Here is a 25,008-nt window from a genome sequence, read left to right on the forward strand (position 1 = left end):
ACCGGGACAGGCAGAAGGAACTGATCATGAACAAGGCAATCCTGCTCGGCAGCGCCGGCGTGGCGGTGGCGCTCGGCATGCTGGCATTCGGCTTCGTGGCAGGAAGCCCGCAGGCCGCTAGGGCCGACACGACGCAAGCCATCCAGGTGGCCTCGGCGGACAGCAAGATCGACCGCAAGGAGGTCGAAGGCATCATCCGCGACTATCTGTTGAAAAACCCCGAGGTCCTGCTCGAGGTCCAGGACGCGCTCGAGGCCAAGCAGAAGGAAGAGCAGCGGCTCGCCGCACTCGGCGTCATCAAGGACGCGAAGGACGAGATCTTCAACTCCACCTTCGACGGCGTGGTCGGCAACCCTAAGGGCAAAGTCACCATCGTCGAGTTCTACGACTACAATTGCGGCTTCTGCAAACGCGCCATTGAGGACATGAAGGCGCTGACCAAGGCCGATCCGGACCTGCGCTTCGTGCTCAAGGAGTTTCCAATCCTCAGCCCGGATTCGCAAAAGGCCAGCGTGGTCTCGATGGCCTTCCATCTGATGATGCCGGAGAAGTACAGCGAGTTCCACACTGCGTTGCTCGGCAGCCAGGGCCGTGCCACCGAATCCACCGCCATGAAGGTCGCTGTTTCGCTCGGTGCCGACGAGGCGAAGCTGCGCGAGAAGATGAAGGATCCGAGCATCAACGAAGCGCTCTCGCGCACCTACGATCTCGCCACCAAGCTGTCGATCACCGGCACGCCATCCTATGTGGTCGGAAATGAGGTGGTGTTCGGCGCGCTCGGACAGCAGGTTCTGGCGGAGAAGATCGAGCAGGCCAAGAGCGCGCTCTAGGTTTGGGCATGGTCTTTTCCGAAAACCGCTGCACAGTTTTCGGGATCATGCTCTAAGCGATTGCGAGTCGCGACAACAGGCGGTTTTCCGCCTGTTGTGGACAGCGAAAGAACGTACTTGCGCTCTTTTCGCGGGCGGCTATGCCCATTATAGAGGTCCGGCGCGCCGGCTTGAGGCCGGCGCCGAAGAGGTCGGCATATTTGAAAACGATTTTCGTCCTGAACGGTCCCAATCTCAATGCACTCGGCAAGCGCGAGCCGGGGATCTATGGCGGCAAGACGCTTGCCGCCATTGCCGAGGATTGCAAGACCGCCGGCACGGCGCTCGGGCTCGAGATCGATTTTCGTCAGTCCAATCACGAAGGTGATCTCGTCGACTGGATCCAGGAAGCCGGTGAAAAGGCCGCAGGCATCGTCATTAATCCCGGCGCCTACAGCCATACCTCGATTGCCATTCACGACGCCATCCGCGCAGTCGCGCCGCTGCCCGTCGCTGAGGTCCATCTTTCCAATATCCACGCGCGGGAGCCTTTCCGCCACGTCTCCATGGTCGCGCCGGTCGCCGTCGGCATGATCTGCGGGTTCGGGCCACTCGGCTACACGCTTGCGCTGCAGGCACTGGCGGCGCGCCTGTGACCGGCTCCCAAACAGAAGGCTCGAAAATGTCGATAAAGAAGAACGGTGTTGACCAGCAGCTGATCCGCGACCTGGCGGGCATACTGAACGACACCAACCTGACCGAGATCGAGGTCGAGCTCGGCGATCTGAAAGTGCGCGTGTCGCGTCAGTCTCAGGCCGTCCACGCGGTCGCTGCTCCGCTTCCTATGCCGTCCGCGGCGGTTGCCGGGCCGGCTCAGGCGGGAGCGGCCGCGCCCGCGACGGCAGCCGATCCTTCCAAGAACGCCGTGCCCTCGCCGATGGTCGGCACCGCCTATCTCGCGCCCTCGCCCGACGCCAAGGCGTTCATCGAGATCGGCCAGAAGGTGAAGGAAGGCCAGACGCTGCTCATCATCGAAGCGATGAAGACGATGAACCAGATTCCCTCGCCGCGCGCCGGCACGGTGACGGCGATCCTGATCGAGGACGCCCAGCCGGTCGAATACGGCATGCCGCTCGTGGTCATCGAGTAGAGCCGGGAACAGCGGGCAGATGTTCCAAAAAATCCTCATCGCCAATCGCGGCGAAATCGCGCTTCGGGTGCTGCGCGCCTGCAAGGAGCTCGGCATCCAGACGGTGGTGGTCCATTCGACGGCCGATTCCGACGCCATGCATGTGCGGCTTGCCGACGAAAGCGTCTGCATCGGCCCGCCGCCGTCGCGCGAAAGCTATCTCAACATTCACCAGATCGTCGCCGCTTGCGAGATCACCGGCGCCGATGCCGTGCACCCGGGCTACGGCTTTCTGTCAGAAAACGCCAAGTTCGCCGATATCCTCGCCGCCCATAACATCACCTTCATCGGCCCTTCGGGCGACCATATCCGCATCATGGGCGACAAGATCGAAGCCAAGCGCACGGCAAAGCGCCTCGGCATCCCGGTGGTGCCTGGTTCGGACGGCGCGATCAGCGACGAGAAGGAAGCAAAGCGCATTGCCGCCGCGATCGGCTATCCGGTGATCATCAAGGCTTCGGCCGGCGGCGGCGGCCGCGGCATGAAGGTCGCCCGCACCGAAGCCGACCTCGAAGTGGCGCTGCAGACCGCCAGATCAGAAGCCGGCGCTGCCTTCGGCGACGACGCCGTTTACATCGAGAAATATCTGGAAAAGCCGCGCCATATCGAATTGCAGGTGTTCGGCGACGGCGCCGGACGCGGCGTGCATTTCGGCGAGCGCGACTGCTCGCTGCAACGCCGCCACCAGAAGGTGTGGGAGGAAGCGAACTCACCGGCCCTCAACGCCGAGGAACGTGCGCGCATCGGCGGCATCTGCGCCAAGGCGATCGCCGATCTTGGCTATTCCGGCGCCGGCACGATCGAATTCCTCTACGAGAACGGTGAATTCTATTTCATCGAGATGAACACACGCCTGCAGGTCGAGCATCCGGTGACCGAAGCGATCACCGGCATCGACCTCGTGCATGAACAGATCCGTGTCGCCTCCGGCGGCGGACTGTCGGTCAAGCAGGAAGACATCAAGTTCAACGGCCACGCCATCGAGTGCCGCATCAACGCCGAGGATCCGCGCACGTTCACGCCGTCGCCCGGTACGATCACGCATTTCCACACGCCGGGCGGCCTCGGCATCCGCGTCGATTCCGGCGTCTATTCCGGCTACCGGATCCCGCCCTATTACGACAGCCTGATCGGTAAGCTGATCGTGCATGGGCGCAACCGCGTCGAATGCATGATGCGGCTGCGCCGGGCGCTCGACGAATTCGTCGTCGACGGCATCAAGACGACGCTGCCGCTGTTCCGCGACCTCGTCGGCAATCCGGATATCGCCAACGGCGACTACGACATCCACTGGCTCGAGAAATATTTGGCCAAGGAGGAATAGGATCTTGCGGTTATAATGGCGCAATGACTCGTCCCTACGCGCCCGGCTACCGCATCCCAACCGACCTGCTGCTGAAAGCCTATGCCTCGGGCGTGTTCCCGATGGCAGAGAGCGCCACCGACCCGGAAGTGTTCTGGGTGCGGCCGGAGACGCGCGGCATCATCCCGCTCGACGGATTCCACACGCCGCGCAGTCTGAAGAAGACGATCCGCAGGCACCCTTTCGACATCCGCTACGATTTCGACTTCGAGGCGACGATCGACGGCTGCGCGGAAAGGCGCGACGAGCGCCGCTCGACCTGGATCAACGCGCCGATCCGCGAAGCCTATGTCGAGCTCCATCGGCTGGGCCACTGCCATTCCGTCGAGGCGTGGCGCGAGGGCCGGCTGGCCGGCGGTCTCTATGGGGTGTCACTCGGGCGCGTCTTCTTCGGCGAAAGCATGTTCGCCCGGGAAACCGACGCCTCGAAGACCTGCCTCTATTATCTCGTCGAGCGGCTGAACGAACGCCGCTTCGCGCTGCTCGACACGCAGTTCACCACCGAGCACCTGAAGCGCTTCGGCGCCATCGACGTGCCGCGCAGCCGCTACGAAAAAATGCTGGCCGAGGCCCTGAAGGGCGACGCGGTCTTTTATCCCTGAGGTAAGCGGTCACCCGCTCGCAGTTTCAATTGGCGTCTGGGAATGAAACATCATCTTCCAGCCATCGGCGCGATGAACATAGCCGGTGCTGACGAGAGCGGCATAGGGCTCGCCGTTTTCCCGCGTCGCGCGCGCCTCGTAGGTTAGCATGACGATATCGCTGCCGGGTTCGACCATGCCTTTCAGCCGAATGTCGAGATCGCGCCAGCGATTGGGCTTGGTGGCGGTCTTGGCCAGATCGGCATTGGTCATCGCCTGCGCCATCTCCGGAAAGGCGACGAGGCAATCCACATCGGCGTGGGCCGCGAAATAGGCGGAATCGCCAGTCCAGAAGCCTTTCTCGATATCGAGAAGCTCTTTCGTGCTGGCAGTGATCGGCCTGATCGTTGCCATGGAAATCTCCCGTCGCCATCACCGTTTATCCAACGGATTGCGAAAAAGAGGGTTCCGAGAGTTCCGAGATCAGTTCGTGTCTGTGGTGTCGGCGCCATCCGGCGCGGGCGCCGCATCCGACGGCTCAGGCGCTGCCTCGGCAGGCGGCTTCGGCTTGGCGGTATTCGTCTTCGGCTTGCCCGTATCGGCCTTGGCGGCGGTCGGCGGCGGCACGTCCGATTTTTGCTTGCAGCCCTTCAGCCAGACGTCATAGACGGCGTGCTCGACCGCGTTGAGACCGGGGCTTTCGGCGAACATCCAGCCGGTAAAGATACGGCGGATCTTGCGATCGAGCGTGATCTCGTCGACCTCGACGAAGGAATCGGTCTTCGGCTGTTCGGTCTCGGGCCGAGAGTAGCAGACGCGCGGCGTCACCTGCAGGGCGCCGAACTGCACCGTCTCGTCGATATAGACGTCGAAGGTGATGATGCGGCCGGTGATCTTGTCGATGCCGGCGAATTCGGCGACCGGATTGGTGATGCGGTCGGACACCGCCGGCGCCGCCGGTGTCTGCGCGGCGGCGAACCCTGCCGTCGAGGCAGCCAGAACGGACGCTGCCGCGAACAGTCCCGTCGAGAGTCGGCCGAAAGAGTTCATGCAGGATACCGGTGGTTGCGCCCGGGTGATTCTCTCAATCGCCCAAGGCTAGTCAGGGCTGCGCTATCAGCAAGCAGCTAAACGCCAATTGTGGCGACAAAAGACCGAAAACGCGTTTACGAACCGGGCGTCCAAGCGTCGTAGTCGCCGGTGACTTGCGGGCGATGTTGGTTGGTCAGAATGGAACCTTGCGGGCGATAGGCGCTCGGCGTTCCTGTGAGGTTGGGCCGGTGCGGCTTCTGCCAATCACGAGCCTTATAGCTCTCGCTCGACGGAGGCGTGTCGACGCGATGATGCATCCAGCCATGCCAGCCCGGAGGGATCTTCGAGGCTTCGGAATAGTCACGATAGATGACCCAGCGGCGGGTGCGACCTTCCGAATCGATGCCGCCCTCGTAATAGACGTTGCCGACCTCGTCCTCGCCGACCTTGTGGCCGAAGCGCCAAGTGTGGAAGCGCGTGCCAAGCGTCTGGCTGTTCCACCAGGTGAAAAACTGCAGCAGGAAAGTCTTCATCCAGATCCTCGTTGCGGCAGCGGCCGCGCCGTTTCCTGCTTATGGCGTCAGGTCAACCCGAAGGCAAGGGTTTTGCCCAGCCTGCGATGTAAATGCTTCGTGCGATAAATCGATTCACGCGTGGAGATATCGCCACCTCGGCTTGCCAAGCGTTTGCGCAGTTTCTAAAGCTCGCACGCCCGGCAAGCGGGCGGCCGGCCCGCGCCGGTTGAGGGAGGTGACGATTGGCCCCAGAACGGTCCACCGGCAATCGGATCGGCGCCGAAGACATTCGCCGCCGCAAGGGCGGCGTGCCGATCGTCTGTCTCACCGCCTATACCTATCCGATAGCCCGCATGCTCGATCCGCATGTTGACCTGCTTCTGGTCGGCGACAGTGTCGCCATGGTGCTGCATGGCCATGCCACGACGCTCGGCGCTTCGCCGGAGATGATGATCGCGCATGGACAAGCGGTGATGCGCGGCTCGGCGAAGGCCTGTGTGGTGGTCGACATGCCGGCAGGCAGCTACGAGGCCTCGGTGGCGCAAGCCGTTGCCTCGGCAAGGCTCATCATCGGCGAGACGGGCTGCCAGGCGGTCAAGCTCGAGGGCGGGGTCGACATGGCCGCCCAGATCGCTGCAATCGTCGCGGAAGGCATCCCGGTCATGGGCCATATCGGCCTGCAGCCGCAGTCGGTGGACAAGGAGGGCGGCTACAAGATCAAGGGCAGGAGCAGGGAAAACGTCGCCGCCCTTTTTCGCGACGCCGAAGCGGTCGAAAAGGCCGGCGCCTTCTCGGTCGTCATCGAGGGCACGGTCGAGGCGGCGGCTTCGGACCTCACCCGCCATATCGCGATCCCGACCATCGGCATCGGCGCCAGCGGCGACTGCGACGGCCAGATCCTGGTCGTAGACGACATGATCGGCATGACCGTCGACCGCGTGCCGAAATTCGTCAAGGAATACGCAATGCTGCGCGACACCATTGCGGATGCGGCGGCGCGTTACGCCGACGAGGTGCGCAGCCGCGCATTTCCCGGACCTGACCACGTTTTTTCGGCGGCATCGGGTAAGGACCAGGCATGAGCGGGCCAATCGTCGTCGAGAGCGTTGCGGCCCTTCGCGCGCAGATCCGGGATTGGCGCCGGGCTGGCCTCAAGATCGCCATGGTGCCGACCATGGGCGCGCTGCATGACGGCCACATCTCGCTGGTCAGGATCGCGCTCGAAAAGGCGGAGCGCTGCGTCGTCTCCGTCTTCGTCAATCCGACCCAGTTCGCGCCGACCGAGGACCTGGACAAATATCCGCGCCAATTGGCCCGCGATCTCGACCAACTGCGGGAAGCAGGCGTGCATCTGGCCTTCACGCCAGGCGTGGCGGAAATGTACCCGGCCGGCTTCGCCACCAAAATCTCGGTCGGAGGCCCCTCCTCCGGCCTGGAGACGGATTTTCGGCCTGCCTTCTTCGACGGCGTCGCCACTGTCGTGGCCAAGCTTTTCCTGCAGGCAGCGCCCGACTCTGCCGTGTTCGGTGAGAAGGACTACCAGCAGCTTTGCGTTGTCAGGCAGCTGTGCCGTGATCTCGATCTGCCGGTCGAGATCGTCGGCGCGCCGACCGTGCGTGATTCCCACGGCCTCGCCATGTCGTCGCGCAACGCCTATCTCGGCGCGGCCGAGCTCGAGATCGCGCGCAAATTCAACGTGGTTCTGCGTCAGACCGCGGCCGAACTCGCGTCCGGCGCGGATCAGGCACGTGCGGTGAATGCGGCTGCGGAAGCGCTCGTCAGCGCGGGCTTTCGGAAGGTCGACTACGTCGCCGCGCGGGAGGCCGCAACGCTCGCGCCCTGGCGACGGGACCGCGACGGCCGCCTGCTCGCGGCGGCCTGGCTCGGCACCACCAGGTTGATCGACAATGTGGAAGTCCCAGCCGCTCCGCCGGCGCTTTAGCCGAGCCGCTTCTCCAGGATGAGCGCGGGCCATCCGGAACTGCCGCCGCAATCCGCTGTCCTGCCTGCCGTCCGAAATCCGTTCGCCTCGTAGAAGGCGATCGCCGCCGCATTCGCCTCCTCGACCTCCAGACGCAGCGTCCGCATCTCCGGAAAACTGGCCTCGACTTCGTCGAGCAGCGCCTGGCCGATCCTTTGCCGCTGACAATCCGGAGATACGTAGAGCTGGTTCAGAAGGACGATCTTCGGGTCGGTGGTGGCGGCCGCGAAAGCCATGCCGCCAAGCCGCTTGCCATCGTCAGCGACCAGGAATTCGGAATTCGGCCGGGCCAGCTGCGCCTTGAGCGAAGCAAGAGAATGCCAGTCGTCGGTGATCGCCGTTACATGCTCGGCGCCGTAAATGGCGTCATAGGTCGCATGCCACGTTTCGACCAGCAGCGCGCGGATCGCAACAAGATCGCGCTCGCTGGCGGTGCGGACGAACATCGCTCTATTCGATGCCGAGCTTGGCCTTGACCAGCTCGTTGACCGCCTGCGGGTTCGCCTTGCCGCCGGTCGCCTTCATCACCTGGCCGACGAACCAGCCGGCCATGGTCGGCTTGGCGCGCGCCTGCTCGGCCTTGTCCGGATTGGCGGCGATGACCTCGTCGACCGCCTTCTCGATGGCGCCGGTGTCTGTCACCTGCTTCATGCCGCGGCTTTCGACCAGCTGGCGCGGATCGCCGCCCTCGTTCCAGACGATCTCGAACAGATCCTTGGCGATCTTGCCGGAGATCGTGCCTTCCTTGATCAGGTCGACGACGGTACCGAGCTGCTCAGGCGAAACCGGAGCGTTTTCAATATCTTTGCCAGCCTTGTTGAGAGCGCCCAGCAGGTCGTTGATGACCCAGTTGGCGGCAAGCTTGCCGTCGCGCCCCGAGGCCACCTTCTCGAAATAGTCGGCGATCGGCTTTTCCGACACCAGCACCGAGGCGTCGTAGGGCGAGAGGCCGAGCGAGCCGATCAGCCGCGCCTTCTTCTCGTCCGGGAGTTCCGGCAGATGCTGTGCCAGATCATCGACATAGGCCTGGTCGAATTCCAGCGGCAGAAGGTCGGGGTCGGGGAAATAGCGGTAGTCATGCGCCTCTTCCTTGGAGCGCATCGAGCGCGTCTCGCCCTTATTGGGGTCGAACAGGCGCGTCTCCTGCTCGATCGCGCCGCCGTCTTCGAGAATGGCGATCTGACGGCGCGCTTCGGACTCGATGGCCTGGCCGATGAAGCGGATCGAGTTGACGTTCTTGATCTCGCAGCGCGTGCCGAACGCGCCGCCCGGGCGGCGCACCGAGACATTGACGTCGGCGCGCAGCGAACCCTCGTCCATGTTGCCGTCGCAGGTACCGAGATAGCGCATTATGGTGCGCAGCTTGCTGACATAGGCCTTGGCCTCGTCGGCAGAGCGCATGTCCGGCTTGGAGACGATCTCCATCAGCGCAACGCCGGACCGGTTGAGGTCGACATAGGACATTGTCGGATGCTGGTCGTGCATAGACTTGCCGGCATCCTGCTCCAGATGCAGGCGCTCGATGCCGACCTCGATGTCCTCGAACTCGCCCTGCCGGTCCGGTCCGACCGAGACGATCACCTTGCCTTCGCCGACGATCGGCTGCTTGTACTGCGAGATCTGATAGCCCTGCGGCAGGTCCGGGTAGAAATAGTTCTTCCGATCGAAGACCGACTTGTGGTTGATCGCGGCCTTCAAGCCCAGCCCAGTGCGGATCGCCTGCTTGACGCATTCCTCGTTGATCACCGGCAGCATGCCGGGCATCGCCGCGTCGACCAGGCTGACATTGGCGTTGGGCGCCGCGCCGAAAGAGGTCGAGGCGCCGGAGAACAGCTTTGCCTCGGACGTCACTTGCGCATGCACTTCGAGCCCGATGATGATTTCCCAGTCGCCGGTGGCGCCGGAGATCAGGCGTTTCGGGTCGGGCGTGCGGGTATCGATGATGCTCATGGAGGCCTATGGGTCGCATTCGTGGCTGGCGCGATTTTGCTTATCGCGTTGCGAAAATCGCATCACTCGCTAGTGCAAACCGTTCCTTGAGACAAGTCCAAAGCCGCGCGCAGGCCTCCAGGCAGCTTGCGCTTGTAAGCCCACGGGCTGTGCTGGCGGCTCCTTTCCGCCTGTATCAGGCGGTGGCGATGTAGGCCCGGATCTCCTCAGCCTCGCGCTCGACATCCTCGATCCGGCGCTTGACCACATCGCCGATCGACACGATGCCGTCGAGCATCCCGTCCTTCTCCACCGGCAGGTGGCGGAAGCGACCCTTCGTCATGATCTCCATGACCTCGTTGACCGTGTGGTTCTCGTTGCAGATCTTGACCTTCGGCGTCATGGCCGAACGGACCGGAATATCGAGCGCGGCCGCGCCCTCCCTGGCCAGCACTCGCACGATGTCACGCTCGGAAAGGATGCCGACGATCTTGCGGTCGCCGTTGGTGATGACCAGCGCGCCGATCCTATGCTCGGTCAGGATGCGAATAGCTTCGCTCAGCTTTTCATTAGGCCCGAGTGTGAACACGTCATGGCCTTTTTGCTCAAGAATTGCCTTCACAGTCATGGCGTCCTCCTGTGCCTTGCCGCCGGCTCCTGCCCTGACCGGCATTCACGTTCCGGTGAACATGGTGCGCCGTGATTGGTTGCATTTCAAGTGCGCCGCAGCGCTACTCGGACGGCTGGGGCCGATCGAAAAAACGCACGCCGAAAAAGCCTGCGACAAAGCCGCCGATATGGGCTTCCCAGGCGATCTGTCCTTCGATCCCCGGCGCAAAGCCGAGAAGGCCGGTGGCGAGGTTGATCACCATCCAGACGCCGAGGAAGGTCATGACGCCGCGCGAACGCAGCACGATTGCGATCGGCAACGGCTCGCCGGCGAAGGCCGCCTGGCCTGACGAGCGATCGATCCGGAACCCGTAGCGCGCCGCAGCTCCCATCATGCCCGAGATCGCGCCCGACGCGCCGACCAGCGGCATCTCGCCATAAGGATGCATCGCCCAGAACAGCGCGACCGAAGCCAGCCCGGTCACGGCGTAGAACACCGCAAACCGGGCCGCGCCGAAACGATTGGCGAGCGGTGAGCCGAAAGCGGCAAGCCAGACCATGTTGACGGCAATGTGGGCGAGGCCCCCATGCATGAAGGCATAGGTGAAGGGGCGCGTGAACAAGAACCAGTCGAAGCCGTATTGACCAGTGTAGAGCACCGGAATGAAGGCTCCGTCGTAGAGCAGCGTTATTTGCTGGTCGTCGTTCAGCACATATCGCTCCAGCAGGAAGACGATCCCGCAGATCCCCATCACCGCCAGCACAACCGGCGGCAAGTTGAACACCGGCTCGCGGCGCGGCTCCGGCGCTTCGTCGTCTGGTTGCATTTCGGATTCGGTCGGAGTTACCGGCTCGCTCATGGCCTCTTCGCAGCTGGCTGGAGACTCGATTTCGGCCGAGCATGTAGTTCACGCCTGATCGAATCACAAATCGCGAATCGCTCAAGCTGAACGGATAGGCCTGGATCGGCGACGCGAATCAAAAGAAAGCCGTCCAGGTTTCCCTGAACGGCCGGTCGAGTCCCCTGCTCCCCGAAAACTGACTGAAGTGCTGCCGATCGCTGCTGAAACGACCGTTTTGGAGTGGTTTTTGATGTGCCACAGGTCCCAACGGCGTGCAACGTAAACCACTTGTTAACCTTAACGACCCCGAGACGTGAACAAACGTTAACGATGCTGGCACGCATCCTGCTCCGCACCGCATGAAAGTCATCGGAGGGCGCCCTGTCTGTTCGCCGATGGGACAACAAGAAAGACAGATTGCCGGAGCGGAATGGAAATGAATCAGAACGGATCAATCGCGCTGTTCCAATATTGGAACCGGCTGCGTGATGGCCGCCCGGCTCCGAAACGCTCGGAAGTGGAGCCGGCGGACATCAAGACGCTCCTGGCCGATACGTTCATCCTGGAGCGCGACACACGCGGAGAGGCCGTGTTCCGGCTGGCCGGCACCAGGCTCTGCGCCTATTACGGCCGCGAGCTCAAAGGGTTTTCCTTCCCCTCGCTCTGGCGCGAGAAGGACCAGCGGCTTATGTCGCGTCTTATCCACGGCGTCTTCGATCAGAAGTCGGTGCTGCTTCTGACCTATGAAGGATTCAGCCGAAATGGTCGTTCCAGCAAGTTCGAGCTGCTGGCGCTGCCGCTCGATGGCGGCGTCGAGAGCCCTCGCTGCCTCGGCATCGTCAGCGCCGCGGATCGGCCGTTCTGGCTTGGTGCCGACCCGCTCGCCGACGCCCTGATCGACGCGATCCGGGTCATCGATCCCGACAAGGACCCGATGTTCCTGAAGAACCGGCCGGCGATCGATGTTCCGTCGCTCGTGCCGACGGAGTTCGACGCGCCCGAGACCATTTCGGCGCTCGGCCGCGTACGCCGGATACGGCATCTCGTCGTCTTCGACGGCGGGCGCAACGAGTAGAGCGGATCGCGAGATTTTGCCCCGATCTGGTCCAGGCCTTTGCCTTGCGTGCGGGGCCGCCCCCAGCCCATTTGGGCCGGCTTTTTCCCGTTTGTTAACCTGCTTTGCTGTAGCTTTTCCGGTGAAATTCCTCGCACGTCGCGCGGAATGCCAACGGGGTGTAGGCAGTCATGAGGTCAGCGGCGGAATTTGCGCCGTCCCGTGTGGAGCGGCGCAATTTTCAGCGTGTCCGGGTGAAAATCTACGGACGCTTCATGCTGGAGGACCGCACGGAACACGCGTGCCAGGTGATAGACATGTCGCCAGGCAATGTCGCCTTGCGCACCGATCGCGTCGGCATGCCGGGGGAAAAGGTCATTGCCTATATCGATCACATCGGTCGCATCGAAGGCATCGTGACGCGCACCTCGCAGGACGGTTTCGCCATGACCGTCATCGCTTCGGACCGCAAGAAGGACAAGCTCGCCGCGCAGCTCACCTGGCTTGCAAACAAGCATGAGCTCGACCTGCCGGAAGACCGTCGCCACGAGCGCGTCGCGCCGCGCAACCCGATGAGCGTGCTGCAGCTCACCGACGGGCGACAGTATCAGTGCCGCATCATCGACCTGTCGCTCTCGGGCGCGGCGATCGAGATCGACGTCAAACCAGCAATCGGCGTGCAGGTCATGCTGGGAACGATGCGCGGCCAGGTTGTGCGTCACTTCGAGGACGGCGTCGCCATTGAGTTCGCCGTCATCCAGCGGCCGGAAACCTTGGATTCGGAATTCAACGCGCCGCGGACCTGACCGCTTAGAATGCGGACATGCATCCAACCGGCCCCCAGCGGCCGGTTTTTTGTTGGCCGGATCAGCGCCTTCCAGCAGCCGGGCGGCATGTCGAGACGCCACGTGATCCGGGTGCGGCGGCCGGTTTAGATTCTCAACAATCCGCAGTCGAGATAGTTCAAATTTTATATTTAATCTACGGGCGTTTTACTCAATCTCTACTTCCGGTTTTTGCGTCAAATAAATCCCAACGTGGCACAGTCTCTCTCAAACGGGGAGACTACCATAATGAAAATGACGAGGGGCAAGCTGTTGCTCTTGGCAATGGCGATGCAGCTTTCCGCCTGGGGCACGGCAAGCGCGGGACCGCTGTTCATGCATACGGGTGGCCGCACCACCCAGCCCGTCGGCCATTATGAACTCTGCCAGCGTATCCCCATCGAATGCAATGAGACGACGCCGAATGGGCCTCCTGTCGAGCTGACCCGCAAGCTGTGGGCGACGATGATCAAGGTCAACAATTCGGTCAACACCCGCGTCAAGCCACGTACCGATATGGAGATCTACGGGGTCGAGGAATACTGGGCCTATCCCGACAACGGTTTCGGCGACTGCGAGGACTACGCGCTGGAGAAGCGCCGCGAATTGATGGCCGCCGGTGTCCCCGCCGGCGACCTTTTGATGACGGTCGTGCGCCAGCCGAACGGCGACGGCCACGCGGTGCTGACGGTGCGCACCAGCCTCGGCGAGTTCATCCTCGACAATCTCGAGCCGAAAGTGCTCGCCTGGAACGACACGGTCTACACCTACCTCAAACGTCAATCGACAGAGAATTCAGGCGTTTGGGTTTCGATCAACGACGGCCGCGAGGACGCGGTCGCCAGCGTCCGCTAGGACCCCAATGCATGCTGCCCCAAGATGCGCAGGGCTTTTGGGGCAACGGCACACACGAAGAGATTAAGCACGCCGCATTCATACGGCGTGCCTGGAAAAAGCCCGGTCGAGTCCCCACCCTCCCCGTCCCCAACGACCGGGTTTTAGGAGCCGGCCCTGTCCCCGGGCCGGCTCCGCTTTTTTTGCCGCCGCCTGCGGGCCTTTCTCGTAACGGCAGACCGGAGCAATATCGCCGTTTATTTTTGGATGGACGGCGATGCTGGAAATCCCGGACGAACGGTGCGAGCGCGCCAAGCTGTTCCAGGCAATAGACGACGCCTTCAAGGCGGGCGATTTCGAGGGGCTTGGCAAGGCGCTGGGCGGCTCCGCACGATGGTACGACGAGAGGATGCCGTTCGAGCTCGGCCTCGGCCATCCGTTGGAATATGCGATCTATTGGAGCCCGACCGGCTTCATCGCCACGCTGCTTGATGCAGGCTCGAATCCGAATTACGAGGATCCCGCCGGCTTCCCGTCGGTCATCGCCGCGCTATCCACCGAGCGGCGGGACAGGCTGCAGCTTATCCAAATCCTGCTCGAGCAGGGCGCCGACCCGAACATGCGCGGGGTCAACGACTGGACGCCTCTGCATTACGCCGTGGCGCTGCGCGACGCCGAGGCAATCCGCCTGCTGCTGGCGTCGGGCGCGGATCCGTCGCTCAGGACGCGCATCGATGATTATGAAACCGCCCTGGAAGGTGCAGACCACGCCGGTTTCGAAGCGGGCGCGTCGCTGCTGCGTGAGGCGATGTCCAGACGCAATTAATAGGCCGCAGGCGAAACGGCAGACCGAACCGCTCTCAGAGCTCCTTCAATCCGGCCTTGAAGCGCCTGCCGTTGGCGACATAGTGCGCGGCCGATACCCGCAGCCTCTCGATTGCCGCGTCATCCAGCACCCTTATCACCTTGGCGGGCGAGCCGACGATCAGCGAATTGTGCGGGAAAGCCTTGTTTTCCGTCACCAAAGCGCCGGCACCGACCAGCGAATTCTTGCCGATCCTCGCGCCGTTGAGCACGATGGCGCCCATGCCGATCAGGCTGTTGTCGCCGACCGTACAGCCATGCAGCAGGGCGCGATGGCCGATCGTGCAGCCCTGCCCGATGGTGAGCGGATAGCCCGGGTCGGTGTGCATGACCGTATGTTCCTGCACATTGGTGTCGGCGCCGATGGTGATCGGTTCACCGTCGCCGCGGATGACGACGCCGAACCAGAAGCCGGCATTGCGGCCTATCGCGATATCGCCGATCAGCGTGGCGTCGGGCGCCACCCAATTGGTTTCAGCGTCCTCGAACCGGGGCGCCTTCCCGTCGATCGCATAGATCGGCATCTTTTCTCCGATTCGTCTCAAGCCGAGAATTCGGCGGAGCTTAGGAGACCCGTTGCCCAGGAAGCAATGGTGATCAGCACGATCCCGAGCGCCAGTGCCCACGCAATCGCCGTGCAGCCGCAGGAAAGCAGCGCCAGCGTGCCGATGCGCCCCTCGCGCCGCGCAGCCAGAGCATCATTGGTGAGCATGAACGGGCCGGCGCAGGCGGTCACCGCGAGCGAGCGCACAATATGGGCAGGCGTGACATAGGGATCGGCGAAGGCCAGCCGGCGGCCGCAGACGATTTCCATCGCCGAGCCGGCGAGGCCGCAAGCCGTCAGGCCGACCGCAAAAGCGTAGAGAGGGAGCAGCATGAGATCCATCTTTACCAACCGTTTACCATGAGACCGCACAGTCGTGCCGACGCGCTGCAAGAGCCATGCCGCGCCAGTTGTGCCACCTGAGGACAGGTGAGCGGATCGGGGAATCGCGATGAGAGAGGCAGCCGCCGCGGAGGAATTCGAGGTTGTCGACTCGACCTTGATGAAGCGGGTCTTCTACGTCTTCGCGGCGCTCGCCCTGCTTTCAGTGGCTATCAGTCTCGGCGGCAAATGGCTCGGCCGGTCGATCGCCATGGCCGGCTATACCGACGACACGACCGTGCGCCAGGTCGTCATGGGCAACAATGTGATCAGTGTGCCGGCCAACTTCATCCGCTTCGACCAGGCCAGGCGCGACGGCATCGCCTCGCGCTTCGACCTTTATCTGCGCTATCCCGAAATGGACGGCTACAGCACCGCCGCGCGCGACGACTTCAACCACGTCACGACCAGGAAGATCATCTTCCTGTCATTCGAGCCGCGGATGATGTCGCGCGACATGAGCGGCCGTTTCGCCCCAATCTACAGCGCCCTGATCGTCACGCCGGGCACGCCCGGCCCGGCCGGTACAAGGCTCTACGGCTTCACCGAGAAATCGGGCTATCTCAACGAGGTCCTGGCGGTCGCCGAGCGCCCCGGCAAAGACCCGTTCGTCGCCCGCTGCCTGAGCGGCCCGAGTGCCGAGGATTCGCTGGCCCCCTGCGAGCGCGACATCCAGGTCGGCGATGATCTCAGCCTCACCTACCGCTTCCCGCGCGAGTTGCTCGGGAACTGGCAGGCGCTCGATGCCGCGATCGCCACCAAGGTGGCCGGTATCCTGAAAACGGGACGCTGAAGCGCTCCGCCGGAGCCATGGCGCGCCACCCGCTCTTCCTCTCCAGCGGCCAGCCTGGCTCAATACATCGGCACGACCGGCTCGGCGATGCGGTCTGGCATCGGGCCGGCAAGGCGCGCTATTGGTCGAACATGATGCCACCCTATCTCACGTTCGACCCCGTCAGCCGCCGCCTGCGCCTCGACCCGCATGAACCGGCCTTTGTGCAAAATCCCTATGAAGCCTACGCCTTCTTGCACGGCGCTTCGAACGCCTTCTTCTGGGAAGACTACGGCTTCTGGTGTTTCGGCGGCTTCGACGACGTCAACCGCCTGCTTCGCGATCGTCGCCTCGGCCGCCAGAACCCGGCCGGCATTCCCGACAGCCGCGGGGTTGGCGACGACCGTTCGCACCTGACCGCCTTCGACGCCATCGAAGCCAATTCGATGCTTGAGCTCGAGCCGCCGGTGCACACGAGGTTGCGGACACTGGTCAATCGGGCCTTCGTCTCGCGCCAGGTCGAGCGGCTGCGGCCGCGCATCGAGGCTGTGGCCAATGAGCTGATCGACCGCTTCGAGCCGGGCTCCGTCGATCTTCTGCCCGGTTACGCCTCGCCCTTGCCGATCACCATCATCGCCGAGATGCTCGGCGTTCCGGTCGAGATGGGGCCGCAACTGCTCGACTGGTCGCATCAGATGGTCGCCATGTACATGCACGGCCGCACGCGCGAGACCGAGGAGACGGCCAACCGCGCCGCGCGCGATTTCGCGGCGTTCCTGCGCGGCTATGTCGCCGAGCGGCGCAAGAGACCCGGCGACGATCTGCTTTCGCTGCTGATCGAGGCCCAGGACAACGGCCAGAAGCTCTCGGAGGACGAGCTGGTTTCCTCAGCTATCCTTCTGCTCAACGCAGGGCACGAAGCGACTGTGCATCAGACCGGAAATGCCGTGAGAACGATCCTCGCGCAGGGCGGCGATGCGCGCCGCTTCTTCGCAACACCGGAGGCCAATGCCGCCACGGTCGAGGAATGCCTGCGCTACGATGCGCCGCTGCACATGTTCCTGCGCTATGCCTATGAAGAGATGGAAGCTGCTCCGGGCATTTTGCTCAAGCCCGGCGAGACGGTGGCGCTGCTGCTCGGCATGGCCAATCACGACCCGCTGGCTTTCGCCGGACCGGCCACATTCAACCCGGCGCGAACCGACCAAAAGAACGTGTCGTTCGGCGCCGGCATCCACTTCTGCATCGGCGCGCCGCTGGCCAGGCTGGAGTTGCAGGTGTCGCTGAAGACGCTGTTCGATCGGCTGCCGGATCTAGGCCTGACGGAAGAGCCGCGCTTCCGCGACACCTATCATTTTCATGGATTGGAAGCGCTCTCGGTGCGCTTCTGAACCGCAATAATCCGAAGATCTGAAAATGAGATTCGCCTTTCTGCAGGAACCGCCCTTCTGCTTCACCGATGCATCCGGGAAAGTCGGCGGCTGCGACGCGATGCTGGCCGAGAAGATCTTCGCGATGTCCCAAACGACGGCTTTCACGCCCGTCGAGACCGAATTCGCCGAGTTGCTGCCGGGACTGGCCGACGGCCGCTGGAACATGACCACCGGCCTGTTCATCTCCGAAGAGCGCAGCAAGCTGGTGGACTTCAGTCGCCCGATCTGGTCGCTGCCGGACGGCTTGATGGTTGTCAAGGGCAACCCGCTCGACCTTGAGGGCTATCGCTCTCTTGCAGGCCACCCTTCCGCGAGGCTTGGCGTGATATCGAACCAGATCCAGCATCGGACGGCCCTTGAGAATGGCGTGCCGCCGGAGCGGATCAGTGTGTTCGCCACGCAGGCCGAGGCAGCGGAGGCGGTGGCTATCGGCAGGGTGCAGGCCTATGCCAGCGTTGCCATGGCGCATCGCGGCTACATTGCGCGGCGACCGGCTGCGCTGGCCGATGTCATTGACGTTCCCGCGTCCGAACGGTTGCCCGCCGCCGGCGCGTTTGCGGTCGCTAAAGGCAACGACGCGTTGAGGCGGCGTGTCGATGACGGTCTGGGCGACCTGCTTGGAAGCCGGTGGCACCGCGACCTGATGGCCGGATTCGGTTTCTCCGGAGCGGATGTCGACCGGCTGCTCTAACAGCCCGGCAAGCGCGCTTCACAGCTTGATCACATATTCCTTCCGCGTCGTCTCCAGCACTTCCCAGGTTCCCTTGAAACCCGGCCGCAGCACAAAACTGTCGCCGGCCTTGACCGTGCGCGCGTCGCCGCCGTCTTCGGCGATCACCGAGACGCCGGACAGGATGTGGCAGAATTCCCATTCGTCATAGACGATGCGCCACTTGCCCGGCGTCGCTTCCCAGATACCGGCATAAAGGCTGCCGTCCCGCTCCTCGACATTCCAGGTGCGGAATTTCGGATCGCCGGAGATCAAGCGGTCCGGGGCCGGCGCGCCGGCCTCCGGCTCGACAGTTTCGGGATCAACCGCGAGAAAGGCGGACATCGCGCTCAGACCTTGCTCAGCGCCTGTTCGAGGTCGGCGACGATGTCGTTGACGTCCTCGATGCCGATCGACAGGCGGACCGTGTCCGGGCCGGCACCGGCCTTTACCTTCTGCTCGTCGGACAGTTGCCGGTGCGTGGTCGAAGCCGGGTGAATGACCAGCGACTTGGTGTCGCCAACATTGGCGAGGTGCGAGAACAGTTCCAGCGCCTCGACGAACTTGACGCCGGCCTCGTAGCCGGCCTTGAGGCCAAAGGTGAAAACGGCGCCGGCACCCTGCGGCGAGTATTTCTTCTGCAGCGCATTGTTCTTGTCGCTCGGCAGTCCGGGATAGTTCACCCAGGCGACTTTCGGATGGTTGGAAAGCCAGGCGGCGACGCTCGCTGCGTTGTCGCAATGACGCTGCATCCTGAGCGGCAAGGTTTCCAGGCCGGTCAGGATCAGGAAGGCGTTGAAGGGCGAGATCGCCGGGCCGAGGTCGCGCAGGCCGAGCACGCGCGCGGCAATGGCAAAGGCGAAGTTGCCGAAAGTCTCGTGCAGGACGAGGCCGCCATATTCAGGGCGAGGCTCCGACAGCATCGGGTATTTGCCCGACTTCGACCAATCGAAGGTGCCGCCGTCGACGATGGCGCCGCCGATCGAATTGCCGTGGCCGCCGATGAACTTGGTGAGCGAATGCACCACGATATCGGCGCCATGCTCGATCGGCCGCACGAGATAGGGCGAGGCCAGCGTGTTGTCGACGATCAGCGGCAGGCCGTGCCTGCGAGCGATGTCGCCGATCTTCTCGATGTCGACGAAGATGCCGCCCGGATTGGCGAGACTTTCGATGAAGATCGCCCTGGTGTTGTCGTCGATTTGGCTCTCAAAGGTCGATGGATCGTTGGTATCGGCCCAGCGAACCTCCCAGCCATAATTCTTGAAGGCGTGGCCGAATTGGTTGATGGAGCCGCCATAAAGCTTTGTGGCAGATACGAAATTGTCACCCGGCCGCATCAGATTGTGGAAGACGATGACCTGGGCGGCGTGGCCGGAGGCGACGGCCAGCGCGGCAGTGCCACCTTCGAGCGCGGCGAGACGCTCCTCGAGAACCGCCTGCGTGGGGTTCATGATGCGGGTATAGATGTTGCCGAAGGCCTTCAGCCCGAACAGCGAGGCGGCGTGGTCGGCGTCATCGAAGACATAGGAGGTGGTCTGATAGATCGGCGTGGCGCGCGCGCCGGTCGCCGGGTCCGGCTTGGCGCCGGCATGGACGGCGAGCGTGTTGAAACCGGGCGTACGGGTCATCGAAGCCTCCCTCTCAAACTTGCGAAAATCGCCGGGCATTCTTGGCCAAGCGCGGTCGTGAATGCAAAGAACAAAATACCTTTCGGCGTGCGATCTGCGGCGAACGCCCGGGAAAATCCATTTCTTCCCGGAATAATTTTGCGCGCCTGGTTGTCCGTCTATTTCTGGCGCACGCCAAAACTCTGGAAACCCTTGCGCATCAATGGCTTCTTCGACGACAGCACGCCGGAGTTGACGCCGGTCCAGCCGATCTCGCCCGACAGCTTGCCATATTCGATCTTGGGACAGCGGTTCATGACCACCTTGATGCCGGCTGCCTCGGCGCGCGCGGCGGCCTCGTCATGGCGAACACCTAGCTGCATCCAAACGACCTTCGGCAGCGGATCGAGCTTCAGTACCTGCTCGACGATGCCAGGGACAGCGGCCGAGCCGCGAAAAATGTCGATCATGTCGACCGGGTGCGGCAGGTCGGCCAGGCTGGCATAGACCGTCTGTCCAAGGATCTGCTTGCCGGCATGACCGGGATTGATCGGCAACACCGAAAAACCCTTGGTCAGCAGATATTTCAGCACGAAATAGCTCGGCCGCACGTCGTTGGGCGAGGCGCCGACCATGGCAATGGTCTTCACCGAGTTCAGAATGCCGGCAATGGCGCTGTTGTCGTAGGCGTCGTGATTCATGGCTCGTCCTCATACAGCGCATCGGCGAGAAAGGCAGCCGGATCGCTGCAGAAGTCACGCATTATGCGAAAATGATCGGTGTCCTGAAAATCAATCAGATCGAGGCCGATGCGGCTGATGCGGAAGAGCCGCGCGTTCGGGCAGGCCATCAGCAACGGCGAGTGCGTCGCCATGATCACCTGCGCGGTGCCGGACCGCTCCATGCGCTGAAGCAGCTTCAGCAACTCGATCTGTCGCGTCGGCGAGAGCGCGCTTTCGGGCTCGTCGAGGATGTAGATGCCCTGTCGTCGGCAGCGTTCCTCGAAGAAGCGGATGAACCCTTCGCCATGCGACCATGACAGGAAGTCCGGCGGCGCTCCGCCAGACTCCAGCGCCGCCTGGTCAAGATAACGAGCCACGGAGTAAAAGGACTCCGCCCGGAAGAACCAGCCCGCGGTGACCTTCGGCAGCCAATGGCAGCGCAGCGCAGCGGCAAGTGCAGCACCACTCTTGTCGATGGCGCCTGAGTGGTCGACGGGCATATAGCCTTTGCCGCCGCCGGCCTCGTCATAGCCGGCCAGCGCGCCGATGGCTTCGAGCAGCGTCGATTTGCCGGTGCCGTTCTCGCCAACGATGATGGTGATGGCCGACGTGAATTCGAACTCGAACTCGCGATCCCGGAAGATCGGCAGGCTCCATGGATATCCATCCCAATCCGCGACGCGCGAAGGCTCAAGCAGAATGCGCTTGAGATAGGGCGCTTTCAGCCGCGTCAGTTGCTTGCGGGCAGCCACGTCGGACCGTCAATCATGAAAAAGCGCGCTGCATTCTCGGGTCAATTATTCGTCGGCCCATTCCGGCTTGCGCTTGCCGATGAAGGCGCCGATGCCTTCCTCGGCGTCGCGCGCCAGCATGTTTTCCACCATCACACGGCCGGTATAGGCGTAGGCGTCAGCCAGCCCCATCTCGGCCTGGGCGTAGAACGCCTCCTTGCCGGTCTTGACCACCAAAGACGATTTTGAAGCAATGGTTTGCGCGTATTTGTTGACAACCTGATTCAGATATTCGCGCGGCACGATCCGGTTGATGAGACCGAACTCCTTGGCCGTCGCCGCATCGATCGTCTCGCCGGTGAGAAGCATTTCCACCGCCTGCTTGCGCGAGACGTTGCGCGACAGCGCAACCATCGGCGTCGAGCAGAACAGGCCGATATTGACGCCGGGCGTGCAGAAGGTCGCTTCGTGCGAGGCGATGGCGAGGTCGCAGCTCGCGACAAGCTGCAGTCCGGCCGCGGTAGCCAAACCGTCGACCTCGGCGATCACCGGCCTCGGATGGCGCACGATGGTCTGCATCAGCTTTGCGCAGGCGACAAAGGTCTTTTCGAAGAAGGCGCGGCCGCGATCCGGTTCTGCGCGGTGCGCCGTCATTTCCTTGAGGTCGTGGCCGGCGCAAAACACTTTGCCTGACGCTGCCAGGATGATGACGCGTACGGATTTGTCGTCCTTCACGCGGTCGAACTCGGCCTGCAGCGCCGCCATCGTCGCCAGCGACAGCGCGTTGGCCGGCGGGCTTGCAAGGGTGAGTCGCAGCACGCCCTTGTCTTGGCTGACAAGAACCGGGCCGTCGGCGACGGCGGGCTTGATGGCAACGACTTCGGCCATTTTTGAACCTCTCGATCAGCGGTCCCGGGTCATGGAGCAACAGAACTAACATGCTGCCGATTGAAGAACAGCCGCGAGACGTGTTTTCTCCGTGGCACCGTTTGGTCCAGGCGCGCCGTCTGGAACTTCCCGTATATAGGAATCGCGCATGCCCGCTCAAAGCAATCTCAAGCCGGTGCTGACCGCGGCCGAAGTCAACGCGCTGATGGCAAACGTCTATCCGCAGCTCAACGACCAGTTCTCCTTCTATGAGGCGCTGGAAGTGTTTCCGGGCGGCTGCACGGTGCGGCTCAATGCCGACCAGCGCCATCTGCGCCCCGGCGGCACCGTCTCGGGTCCGGCGCTGTTCACGCTTGCCGACATTGGCGGTTATGTGTGCGTGCTCAGCCATGCCGGGCCGGATGCGCTTTCGGTGACGACCAATCTCAACATCAACTTCATGCGCAAGGCCGAGGCCGGACCGATCGACGGCCATTGCCGTATCCTTAAGCTCGGAAAGAGCCTGATGGTCTTCGACATCGACATCGTCGCCGGGGCCGACCGGCACACGGTGGCCCACGCCACAGGGACCTATTCGATCCCGCCGAAGCGAATGGATGAGGTAAAATAATACCGTTTCGCCAATTGATTGTTTTTGCTTTATTTTCAGCGCCAGTAGAGTTTCCGCTTGGCTTGACGCATCCGGCACCCTCGCCTATAAGCCGTCACGAAACAGCGGCCGCAAGGGCCGCCGTTTTGTTATTGCCGGACGGCTTGGCCTCTCCGTCAATTCAAGCAACAAAAAACGCCTGTTCCTGCCGTTCGCGGACAGGACGGTCAACCTGAGAGCAAAACATGGCTACCTTTTCGCAGAAGCCTGCGGATGTGGTGAAGAAGTGGGTGCTGATCGACGCCGAGGGTCTCGTCGTCGGCCGCCTTGCCACTGTCATCGCCAACCATCTGCGCGGCAAGCACAAGCCCACTTTCACCCCGCATGTCGATGATGGCGACAATGTCATCGTCATCAATGCCGACAAGGTGGTGTTCACCGGCAAGAAGTACACCGACAAGGTCTATTACTGGCACACCGGCCATCCCGGCGGCATCAAGGAGCGCACCGCGCGCCAGCTGCTCGAGGGCCGCTTCCCCGAGCGCGTCGTCGAGAAGGCTGTGGAGCGCATGATCCCGCGCGGCCCGCTTGGCCGCCGCCAGATGAAGAATCTCCGCGTCTATGCAGGCACTGAGCATCCGCACGCGGCCCAGCAGCCCGTCACGCTCGACGTGGCCAAGCTGAACTCCAAGAACAAGAGGGCCTCGTAATGGCTGAGCTTTCCTCGCTCGCAGAACTCGGGACTGTCACGACCGCCGCGCAGCCGGCCGCGCCTGTCCACGTCCAGAAGCTCGACAAGTCGGGCCGCGCCTATGCCACCGGCAAGCGCAAGAACGCCATCGCGCGCGTCTGGGTGAAGCCGGGCTCCGGCAAGATCATCGTCAACGACAAGGAATTCGCGACCTATTTCGCGCGTCCCGTGCTGCAGATGATTCTCAACCAGCCGATCGTCGCCGCCAACCGCGCCGGCCAGTACGACATCGTCGCCACCGTCATCGGCGGCGGTCTCTCCGGCCAGGCGGGCGCCGTGCGTCACGGCATCTCCAAGGCGCTGACCTATTACGAGCCGGGCCTGCGTTCGGTGCTCAAGAAGGGCGGCTTCCTCACCCGCGACAGCCGCGTGGTCGAGCGTAAGAAGTACGGCAAGGCCAAGGCCCGCCGCAGCTTCCAGTTCTCGAAGCGCTAAGCGCTGCGAAGTCCAAGCATTTCGAAAAGGCCGCCTCCGGGCGGCTTTTTTGTTTCCGTCACCAGTGCCCGGCCGGCGTTTTTATGTAGTCGATGAAGGCGCGCAGCGGTGCCGGCACCAAGCGCCGGCCAGGGTAATAAAGAAACGGCCCCGAGAAGCTTTGCCACCAGGGCTGGAGCACCGGTTCCAGAACGCCGCTGTCGAAATACGGGCGCACCCAGTCCTCGAAGAGCCAAAGGATGCCGACGCCGGCGATCGCCGCATCGACAGCGAGATCGACGCCTCCACCGATGCTGACGACCAATGGCCCCGTGGGATCGACCCGCACCACCTCGCCGACCCGCTCGAACTCCCAGGGCGTCATGACCCCGCTCGGAAAGCGGCCGCGCACGCAGGCATGGCCAAGCAGTTCGCGCGGGTGCTGCGGCCGACCGTGCCGGTCAAGGTAGGACGGCGCGGCGGAGGTCGTGAAGCGCTGCGCGCGCGGTCCGATCGGCACCGCGATCATGTCCTGCTCCAGCCGCTCGTCATAGCGGATTCCGGCGTCGCAGCCGGCCACCAGCACATCGACAAAGTTCTCCTCGGCGATCACCTCCAGGCGAATGGCGGGATAGGCCGCGAGAAATCCCGGAACGATTTTGGGCAGCACCAGCCGCGAGGCGCTTATCGGCACGTTGAGACGCAACGTTCCGGCGGGCCGGTCGCGAAAGCCGTTCACCACATCGAGCGCAGCTTCTACCTCGCCCAATGCGGGGCCGAGCCGCGCCAGCAGGCTGGCACCAGCCTCGGTCAAAGCAACGCTGCGCGTGGTGCGGTTGAAGAGCCGAACACCGAGGTGGGTTTCCAGACGGCGGATGGCTTCGCTGAGCGCTGACGCGCTGCCGGCCGTGGCGCGAGCTGCTTCGCGAAAGCCGCCGGCGCGGGCCACGGCCATGAATGCCTGGAGATCGTTGAGTTCGGCCGCCATTGTCCTAAATTTCGTTCAAGCTGTGCCGAATATAGCTGGTTATCGGAACA

The 25,008-nt window shown here is 63.1% G+C and carries 32 protein-coding genes; 17 read left to right on the plus strand and 15 right to left on the minus strand.

What is annotated here, in order from left to right; genetic code table 11:
* Positions 1-26 precede the first annotated feature (26 nt).
* From CK218_RS18860 to aat, 5 genes are all read left to right on the plus strand, one after another.
* Positions 27-830 carry a DsbA family protein gene (locus tag CK218_RS18860; RefSeq protein ID WP_067321649.1) on the plus strand — a complete coding sequence of 268 codons (804 nt, stop codon included), beginning with the start codon at positions 27-29 and terminating at the stop codon, positions 828-830.
* A 200-nt stretch (positions 831-1,030) separates the two neighbouring features.
* Complete coding sequence (gene aroQ, locus CK218_RS18865; protein ID WP_095778705.1) at positions 1,031-1,465, plus strand: type II 3-dehydroquinate dehydratase; 435 nt, start codon at positions 1,031-1,033, stop codon at positions 1,463-1,465.
* A 26-nt stretch (positions 1,466-1,491) separates the two neighbouring features.
* Complete coding sequence (gene accB, locus CK218_RS18870; protein ID WP_095778674.1) at positions 1,492-1,959, plus strand: acetyl-CoA carboxylase biotin carboxyl carrier protein; 468 nt, start codon at positions 1,492-1,494, stop codon at positions 1,957-1,959.
* Between the two features lie 19 nt (positions 1,960-1,978).
* Complete coding sequence (accC, locus tag CK218_RS18875; RefSeq protein WP_066989500.1) at positions 1,979-3,322, plus strand: acetyl-CoA carboxylase biotin carboxylase subunit; 1,344 nt, start codon at positions 1,979-1,981, stop codon at positions 3,320-3,322.
* A 23-nt stretch (positions 3,323-3,345) separates the two neighbouring features.
* Positions 3,346-3,963: a leucyl/phenylalanyl-tRNA--protein transferase gene (gene aat, locus CK218_RS18880; RefSeq protein WP_095828518.1), complete on the plus strand. Its 618-nt coding sequence runs from the start codon at positions 3,346-3,348 to the stop codon at positions 3,961-3,963.
* Positions 3,964-3,972: 9 nt separating this feature from the next.
* Here the strand turns inward: aat and CK218_RS18885 are convergent, their stop codons facing one another.
* From CK218_RS18885 to CK218_RS18895, 3 genes are all read right to left on the minus strand, one after another.
* Positions 3,973-4,356: a hypothetical protein gene (locus CK218_RS18885; RefSeq protein ID WP_095778673.1), complete on the minus strand. Its 384-nt coding sequence runs from the start codon at positions 4,354-4,356 to the stop codon at positions 3,973-3,975.
* Between the two features lie 69 nt (positions 4,357-4,425).
* Positions 4,426-4,992, minus strand: coding sequence for a DUF2155 domain-containing protein (locus CK218_RS18890; RefSeq protein WP_095828519.1), 567 nt, complete (start codon positions 4,990-4,992; stop codon positions 4,426-4,428).
* 116 nt (positions 4,993-5,108) lie between these two features.
* Positions 5,109-5,507 (minus strand): NADH:ubiquinone oxidoreductase subunit NDUFA12, encoded by a 399-nt coding sequence (locus tag CK218_RS18895; RefSeq protein ID WP_095828520.1) that lies wholly within the window; start codon positions 5,505-5,507, stop codon positions 5,109-5,111.
* Between the two features lie 224 nt (positions 5,508-5,731).
* Here CK218_RS18895 and panB point away from each other — a divergent pair, with 224 nt between their 5' ends.
* Positions 5,732-6,571, plus strand: coding sequence for a 3-methyl-2-oxobutanoate hydroxymethyltransferase (panB, locus tag CK218_RS18900; protein WP_095828521.1), 840 nt, complete (start codon positions 5,732-5,734; stop codon positions 6,569-6,571).
* The gene (gene panC, locus CK218_RS18905) at positions 6,568-7,431 is read left to right on the plus strand and encodes a pantoate--beta-alanine ligase (RefSeq protein WP_095828522.1); all 864 of its coding nucleotides are present in this window, start codon (positions 6,568-6,570) and stop codon (positions 7,429-7,431) included. The genes panB and panC overlap by 4 nt, the downstream gene beginning before the upstream one ends.
* On the opposite strand, the gene CK218_RS18910 is transcribed toward panC, so the two are convergent.
* From CK218_RS18910 to CK218_RS18925, 4 genes are all read right to left on the minus strand, one after another.
* The gene (locus tag CK218_RS18910) at positions 7,428-7,916 is read right to left on the minus strand and encodes a GNAT family N-acetyltransferase (protein WP_066989484.1); all 489 of its coding nucleotides are present in this window, start codon (positions 7,914-7,916) and stop codon (positions 7,428-7,430) included. The genes panC and CK218_RS18910 overlap by 4 nt on opposite strands.
* A 4-nt stretch (positions 7,917-7,920) precedes the next feature.
* Positions 7,921-9,420, minus strand: a complete 1,500-nt coding sequence (gene gatB / locus CK218_RS18915) for an Asp-tRNA(Asn)/Glu-tRNA(Gln) amidotransferase subunit GatB (RefSeq protein ID WP_095828523.1) — start codon at positions 9,418-9,420, stop codon at positions 7,921-7,923.
* A 175-nt stretch (positions 9,421-9,595) separates the two neighbouring features.
* The gene (locus CK218_RS18920; RefSeq protein WP_066989480.1) at positions 9,596-10,027 is read right to left on the minus strand and encodes a CBS domain-containing protein; all 432 of its coding nucleotides are present in this window, start codon (positions 10,025-10,027) and stop codon (positions 9,596-9,598) included.
* Between the two features lie 103 nt (positions 10,028-10,130).
* Complete coding sequence (locus tag CK218_RS18925; protein ID WP_095778667.1) at positions 10,131-10,868, minus strand: rhomboid family intramembrane serine protease; 738 nt, start codon at positions 10,866-10,868, stop codon at positions 10,131-10,133.
* Between the two features lie 418 nt (positions 10,869-11,286).
* Between CK218_RS18925 and CK218_RS18930 the strand changes: the two genes are divergently transcribed.
* From CK218_RS18930 to CK218_RS18945, 4 genes are all read left to right on the plus strand, one after another.
* A complete protein-coding gene (locus tag CK218_RS18930; protein WP_066989886.1) occupies positions 11,287-11,925 on the plus strand; it encodes a PAS domain-containing protein in 639 nt (212 codons plus the stop codon).
* Between the two features lie 170 nt (positions 11,926-12,095).
* Positions 12,096-12,710: a PilZ domain-containing protein gene (locus tag CK218_RS18935; RefSeq protein WP_095778666.1), complete on the plus strand. Its 615-nt coding sequence runs from the start codon at positions 12,096-12,098 to the stop codon at positions 12,708-12,710.
* Positions 12,711-12,977: 267 nt separating this feature from the next.
* Positions 12,978-13,583: a transglutaminase-like cysteine peptidase gene (locus tag CK218_RS18940; protein ID WP_095828524.1), complete on the plus strand. Its 606-nt coding sequence runs from the start codon at positions 12,978-12,980 to the stop codon at positions 13,581-13,583.
* Positions 13,584-13,839: 256 nt separating this feature from the next.
* Complete coding sequence (locus CK218_RS18945) at positions 13,840-14,388, plus strand: ankyrin repeat domain-containing protein (RefSeq protein ID WP_095828525.1); 549 nt, start codon at positions 13,840-13,842, stop codon at positions 14,386-14,388.
* Positions 14,389-14,422: 34 nt separating this feature from the next.
* Here the strand turns inward: CK218_RS18945 and CK218_RS18950 are convergent, their stop codons facing one another.
* Together CK218_RS18950 and CK218_RS18955 are read right to left on the minus strand one after the other, a co-directional pair.
* On the minus strand, positions 14,423-14,950 hold the full coding sequence (locus CK218_RS18950; RefSeq protein ID WP_095828526.1) for a gamma carbonic anhydrase family protein: 528 nt from the start codon (positions 14,948-14,950) through the stop codon (positions 14,423-14,425).
* A gap of 17 nt (positions 14,951-14,967) precedes the next feature.
* Positions 14,968-15,312, minus strand: a complete 345-nt coding sequence (locus tag CK218_RS18955) for a hypothetical protein (protein WP_066989468.1) — start codon at positions 15,310-15,312, stop codon at positions 14,968-14,970.
* A 109-nt stretch (positions 15,313-15,421) separates the two neighbouring features.
* Between CK218_RS18955 and CK218_RS18960 the strand changes: the two genes are divergently transcribed.
* The 3 genes from CK218_RS18960 (at position 15,422) to CK218_RS18970 (ending at position 18,247) form a co-directional block, all read left to right on the plus strand.
* Positions 15,422-16,144: a hypothetical protein gene (locus CK218_RS18960; protein ID WP_095828527.1), complete on the plus strand. Its 723-nt coding sequence runs from the start codon at positions 15,422-15,424 to the stop codon at positions 16,142-16,144.
* Positions 16,145-16,275: 131 nt separating this feature from the next.
* Positions 16,276-17,514, plus strand: coding sequence for a cytochrome P450 (locus CK218_RS18965; RefSeq protein ID WP_095828644.1), 1,239 nt, complete (start codon positions 16,276-16,278; stop codon positions 17,512-17,514).
* Between the two features lie 25 nt (positions 17,515-17,539).
* The gene (locus CK218_RS18970; RefSeq protein WP_095828528.1) at positions 17,540-18,247 is read left to right on the plus strand and encodes a transporter substrate-binding domain-containing protein; all 708 of its coding nucleotides are present in this window, start codon (positions 17,540-17,542) and stop codon (positions 18,245-18,247) included.
* 18 nt (positions 18,248-18,265) lie between these two features.
* Here the strand turns inward: CK218_RS18970 and CK218_RS18975 are convergent, their stop codons facing one another.
* The 5 genes from CK218_RS18975 to CK218_RS18995 all read right to left on the minus strand — a co-directional run bounded on the left by CK218_RS18975 (position 18,266) and on the right by CK218_RS18995 (position 22,216).
* A complete protein-coding gene (locus CK218_RS18975; protein WP_066989461.1) occupies positions 18,266-18,610 on the minus strand; it encodes a cupin domain-containing protein in 345 nt (114 codons plus the stop codon).
* Between the two features lie 5 nt (positions 18,611-18,615).
* Entirely contained in the window at positions 18,616-19,896 is a 1,281-nt protein-coding gene (locus CK218_RS18980) for an O-acetylhomoserine aminocarboxypropyltransferase (protein ID WP_066989881.1), read from the minus strand.
* A 158-nt stretch (positions 19,897-20,054) separates the two neighbouring features.
* Positions 20,055-20,576, minus strand: coding sequence for a CoA-binding protein (locus CK218_RS18985; protein WP_095828529.1), 522 nt, complete (start codon positions 20,574-20,576; stop codon positions 20,055-20,057).
* Entirely contained in the window at positions 20,573-21,349 is a 777-nt protein-coding gene (locus tag CK218_RS18990) for an AAA family ATPase (protein WP_095828530.1), read from the minus strand. The genes CK218_RS18985 and CK218_RS18990 overlap by 4 nt, the downstream gene beginning before the upstream one ends.
* Positions 21,350-21,394: 45 nt before the next feature.
* A complete protein-coding gene (locus CK218_RS18995; RefSeq protein ID WP_095828531.1) occupies positions 21,395-22,216 on the minus strand; it encodes an enoyl-CoA hydratase in 822 nt (273 codons plus the stop codon).
* Positions 22,217-22,364: 148 nt separating this feature from the next.
* Here CK218_RS18995 and CK218_RS19000 point away from each other — a divergent pair, with 148 nt between their 5' ends.
* From CK218_RS19000 to rpsI, 3 genes are all read left to right on the plus strand, one after another.
* Entirely contained in the window at positions 22,365-22,826 is a 462-nt protein-coding gene (locus CK218_RS19000; RefSeq protein WP_095778659.1) for a PaaI family thioesterase, read from the plus strand.
* A gap of 224 nt (positions 22,827-23,050) precedes the next feature.
* Positions 23,051-23,515, plus strand: a complete 465-nt coding sequence (rplM, locus tag CK218_RS19005; protein ID WP_066989450.1) for a 50S ribosomal protein L13 — start codon at positions 23,051-23,053, stop codon at positions 23,513-23,515.
* Entirely contained in the window at positions 23,515-23,991 is a 477-nt protein-coding gene (rpsI, locus tag CK218_RS19010) for a 30S ribosomal protein S9 (RefSeq protein WP_066989448.1), read from the plus strand. The genes rplM and rpsI overlap by 1 nt, the downstream gene beginning before the upstream one ends.
* Before the next feature lie 58 nt (positions 23,992-24,049).
* Here rpsI and CK218_RS19015 read toward each other — a convergent pair whose 3' ends face one another.
* On the minus strand, positions 24,050-24,958 hold the full coding sequence (locus CK218_RS19015) for a LysR family transcriptional regulator (protein WP_095828532.1): 909 nt from the start codon (positions 24,956-24,958) through the stop codon (positions 24,050-24,052).
* Positions 24,959-25,008 lie beyond the last annotated feature (50 nt).

The organism is Mesorhizobium sp. WSM3879, from assembly GCF_002294915.1.
GTDB lineage: Bacteria > Pseudomonadota > Alphaproteobacteria > Rhizobiales > Rhizobiaceae > Mesorhizobium.